The organism is Aminobacter sp. P4_H6_2 (assembly GCF_056400805.1).
On sequence record NZ_JBFUKO010000511.1, the window covers coordinates 1 to 3,978 of the forward strand.

At 60.3% G+C, this 3,978-nt stretch carries 5 protein-coding genes; 2 read left to right on the plus strand and 3 right to left on the minus strand.

Annotation, left to right across the window (positions count from 1 at the left end):
* Both AC1DUU_RS25460 and AC1DUU_RS25465 read right to left on the minus strand, forming a co-directional pair.
* A partial coding sequence (locus tag AC1DUU_RS25460; RefSeq protein WP_476786153.1) for a DUF4893 domain-containing protein occupies positions 1-428 on the minus strand: 428 nt, incomplete at its 3' end.
* Between the two features lie 38 nt (positions 429-466).
* Positions 467-1,114 (minus strand): DUF1638 domain-containing protein, encoded by a 648-nt coding sequence (locus tag AC1DUU_RS25465; RefSeq protein ID WP_476786154.1) that lies wholly within the window; start codon positions 1,112-1,114, stop codon positions 467-469.
* Between the two features lie 69 nt (positions 1,115-1,183).
* Between AC1DUU_RS25465 and AC1DUU_RS25470 the strand changes: the two genes are divergently transcribed.
* On the plus strand, positions 1,184-1,321 hold the full coding sequence (locus tag AC1DUU_RS25470; protein ID WP_476786155.1) for an entericidin EcnAB: 138 nt from the start codon (positions 1,184-1,186) through the stop codon (positions 1,319-1,321).
* 57 nt (positions 1,322-1,378) lie between these two features.
* Here the strand turns inward: AC1DUU_RS25470 and AC1DUU_RS25475 are convergent, their stop codons facing one another.
* Positions 1,379-2,077, minus strand: a complete 699-nt coding sequence (locus AC1DUU_RS25475) for a corrinoid protein (protein WP_476786156.1) — start codon at positions 2,075-2,077, stop codon at positions 1,379-1,381.
* 250 nt (positions 2,078-2,327) lie between these two features.
* Here AC1DUU_RS25475 and AC1DUU_RS25480 point away from each other — a divergent pair, with 250 nt between their 5' ends.
* On the plus strand, positions 2,328-3,902 hold the full coding sequence (locus AC1DUU_RS25480) for a trimethylamine methyltransferase family protein (protein WP_476786157.1): 1,575 nt from the start codon (positions 2,328-2,330) through the stop codon (positions 3,900-3,902).
* Positions 3,903-3,978 lie beyond the last annotated feature (76 nt).

The following is a 3,978-nucleotide window of genomic DNA, read 5'->3' on the forward strand; positions in this document are numbered from 1 at the left end:
ACGTAGCCCGAGCCRAGATAGATCAGTCGAATGTCGCTGTCGGTATAGAAGCGACCCTTGGTGCGCTGCGAGCCCGACGTCTTCTCGAGCATCCAGCCCGAACCGTCGTCCGTGACCTTGCACTTGAACCAGTCATAGACAACGAGATTGCCGATGCCGCCGGCCTTGATGGTGCGGCACTGCCAATTTCCCGTCATGTCGAAATCGGAAAAGGACAAGGGCTGCTTCGCCACGATCGCATCGAGGACGGCGACTTCGCGGGCCAAGCCAGTCTTGGCTTCCTGAAGCGCTTCCTTGCGCGTGATTTCGTATTTTTCGAGCCGAGCCTTGTCGGCTGGCGTCATCAGTTTCTGCACCATRCCGTCGGCATGGGCAGCACCAGCATAGGTCGCGAGAATCGCTGCCAGAATCAGGTTGCGAAAAACCATGAAAGCCTCCCCCGTATGGCCGAACCTCAGGGGAGGAATCAGGCGCTTTGATGATCTGCCGCACCGGCTGCGGCTTTGGCAAGAGCTTGGGGCAGGTCGCCATAACCGGTTGCGCGGCGCTCGTAGACGAGGCCAAGCATCTTGGCCGCATCTTCGGCGACCTTGTCGAGGGCAGGGTCATCTGTCTGGGCGAGGTAGATCAGCTTTTCGTAGTTGCCGAAATAATCAGTCACCAGTTCGGGATGCCTGTCGAGCCCTAGCGGCTTGATAAAGAAGGCCTCGAATTGGCGGCACAGGAAGTCGGTCATGTAAAACGACATCATGTCGGCCTCGCCGACTTCCGCATAGGCAGCAGCGCCCTGGTAAAAGGCAAAGCAGTGCGGCCCAGCCATGCGCTCGACACCGTGTTTCTCGCAGACGCGGTCGAGCAGACCGCCGGTGCCGCAATCGGCATAGCCGACATAGATGTGCCGGTAACCTTCCGCCTTTGCTTCGGTGATCGCCTTGTCCATGGCGGGCGCGATGCGATTGGGGTGGAAGTGAAAGTCAGCCGGCAAGCAGGTCAGTTCGAGGTGATCAAGCCCCAGCTGTTGCTTTACCGCCAGTACTTCGCGCGCAATCATGCCACAGCCGATGACCAGCAATTTCTCGCCTGGACTGTGTTTTTGCTTTTGCGGGGCGTTCATGGAACCAGTTTAGCCGGTTTTCGTTCCTGATAGGCAAATATTGCAAACATGATGAGGGAGACATTGCCCATGAAACTGTCACGCTTTGTACCGATCGCCGCCATCGCCTGCGTGCTTGCACTTTCGGCCTGCGCCAACACCGTTCGGGGCGTCGGCAAGGACGTCAAAGGCACAGCCAACGCCGTTGAAGAAACGGTCCGGCGATAAGCCAAATCCACAAGCTCCGACAAAAAAAGCCGTGCTGCCAGGCACGGCTTTTTCCGTTCAGGCCGAGGCGCGCAGATTGTGCTTGCGCTTCATGTAGTCCTTGGCCGTTTCGACAGCCACCGCCGCATCGCGGCAGTATGCATCCGCACCCACGGCCTTGCCGAATTCCTCGTTCAGCGGAGCGCCGCCGACGAGCACGACAAAGTCGTCGCGGATGCCTTTTTCCTTCATCGTGTCGATGACGACCTTCATATAGGGCATGGTCGTCGTCAGAAGCGCTGACATGCCGATGATGTCGGGCTGGTGCTCCTCGATCGCTGCCAGATATTTTTCGACCGGATTGTTGATGCCAAGGTCAATGACGTCGAAGCCAGCACCTTCCATCATCATGCCCACCAGGTTCTTGCCGATGTCATGGATGTCGCCCTTGACCGTGCCGATCACCATCTTGCCTTGCTTGGGCGCGCCGGTGGCGGCAAGCAGCGGGCGCAGGATGAACATGCCGGCCTTCATGGCGTTTGCGGAAAGCAGCACCTCGGGAACGAACAGGATGCCGTCACGGAAATCTTCGCCGACAATGCGCATGCCCTCGACAAGCGCCTCGGTCAGCACCTTGTAAGGCACCCAACCGCGCTCAAGCAGGATGTTGGTGCCTTCTTCGATCTCTTCCTTGAGCCCGTCATAGAGGTCGTCGTGCATCTGCTGCACGAGTTCGTCGTCGGAAAGCTCGGACAGGATGATTTCGTCGTCGGACATCTTTGGAGRCTCCCTCATGCAGCGCCGAAATTCAGCGTGCGGCTACTGCGCTATACCTAGCTTGCAAGTGCTACAAATCCATAGCTGATTTGCGACCTCCTGCAAAACGAAAGCGACTGATAACTTGCCGACCTGCTTGTCGATTTTGCGACAGGCGTTGGCGCTGGCAAGCCGTTTCGCCTAGGGTGCATGACTACGATCCGACGAGGTGCTGCGACAGGCGGCCAAACGTGTTTCAGGGATGACGGCGATGACAGAAAACCTCGTGACCGATCAGGAAGCGTCGAACGCGCGGCGCGGGCGTGGTGCAAGCGGCGGAGCCGCGGCGCGGCGCGCGGCGCGTTCGGGCAGTGGGCCCGGCACCCAGCTCACCTACATCAAGCGCCAGATCAACGTTTATGAGGTCCTCAACGAGGAGGGGCTGGCGATCATCGAGCAAAACGCCGACACCGTGCTCGAGGAGATCGGCATCGAATTTCGCGACGACGCCGAAGCGCTGCAGCTCTGGAGAGATGCCGGTTGCGACGTCAAGGGCGAGCGCGTGCACTTTCCCAAGGGCCTGTGCCGCTCGCTGCTGAAGACGGCACCGTCCACCTACACGCAGCACGCCCGCAATTCAGAGCGTTCGGTTCAGATCGGCGGCAACGCCACTGTGTTCGCCCCGGTCTATGGCCCGCCCTTCGTGCGTGACCTGGACGGTAACCGCCGTTATGCGACGATCGAGGATTTCCGCAATTTCGTGAAGCTCGCCTATATGGCGCCGTCGATCCACCATTCTGGCGGCACGGTGTGCGAGCCTGTCGACGTGCCGGTCAACAAGCGCCACCTCGACATGATCTATTCCCACATCAAATATTCCGACAAGCCGTTCATGGGCTCGGTGACCGCGCCCGAACGCGCGGAAGACACGATCGCCATGGCCAAGATCGTCTTCGGCGACGATTTCGTCGAAAACAACACGGTGCTGACCAGCCTGATCAATGCCAACTCGCCGATGGTCTTCGACGAGACCATGCTGGGCGCGCTCAAGGTCTATGCCCGCCACAACCAGGCCTGCATCGTCACCCCGTTCATCCTTGCCGGTGCGATGAGCCCGGTGACGGTTGCCGGCACGCTGACCCAGGTTCTGGCCGAGGTTCTGGCCGGCGCTTCCTTCACCCAGCTGATCCGCCCGGGCGCGCCGGTGCTGTTTGGCACCTTCGCCTCGTCGATCTCCATGCAGTCAGGCGCACCGACTTTCGGCACGCCGGAGCCATCGCTGGTTTCTTATGGTGCGGCACAACTTGCCCGCCGCCTTGGCCTGCCGTTCCGCACCGGCGGCTCGCTCTGCGCCTCCAAGGTTCCGGACGCCCAGGCGGCCTATGAAAGCGCCAACACGCTCAACTCGACCATTCTCGCCGGCACCAATTTTGTGCTGCATTCGGCCGGCTGGCTCGAAGGCGGTCTCGCCTCCTGCTACGAAAAATTCATGATGGACATCGACCAGCTCGGCATGACGCAGCGGTTTTCCGAGGGCGTCGACCTGTCGGAAAACGGCCAGGCGATGGATGCCATCCGTCAGGTCGGGCCCGGCAGCCACTATCTCGGCTGCGACCACACCCAGGCGAACTTCCAGACGGCGTTCTACCGCTCCAGCATTGCCGACAACAATTCCTACGAGCAGTGGCTGGCCGAGGGCCAAAAGACAGCACCTCAGCGCGCCAACGAACTCGCCCGCCGCTGGCTCGAAAGCTACGAAGCGCCGTATCTCGACCCGGGCATCGACGACGGGCTCAAGGACTTCATTGCCGCGAAGAAGGCGTCGATGCCCGACGCATTCACGTGAAAGGAGCCCGATTCAGGCGGGGCTAAAGTCGCCAACATCATTCACAAGGAAGTCTGGCGGAGCGCGTTCTCCGATC

What these genes read in the sequence shown, in the direction of transcription:
- AC1DUU_RS25465 (WP_476786154.1), bottom strand. Translation starts at nt 1,114, where the DNA reads ATGAACGCCCCGCAAAAGCAAAAACACAGTCCAGGCGAGAAATTGCTG.
- AC1DUU_RS25480 (WP_476786157.1), top strand. Translation starts at nt 2,328, where the DNA reads ATGACAGAAAACCTCGTGACCGATCAGGAAGCGTCGAACGCGCGGCGC.
- AC1DUU_RS25470 (WP_476786155.1), top strand. Translation starts at nt 1,184, where the DNA reads ATGAAACTGTCACGCTTTGTACCGATCGCCGCCATCGCCTGCGTGCTT.
- AC1DUU_RS25475 (WP_476786156.1), bottom strand. Translation starts at nt 2,077, where the DNA reads ATGTCCGACGACGAAATCATCCTGTCCGAGCTTTCCGACGACGAACTC.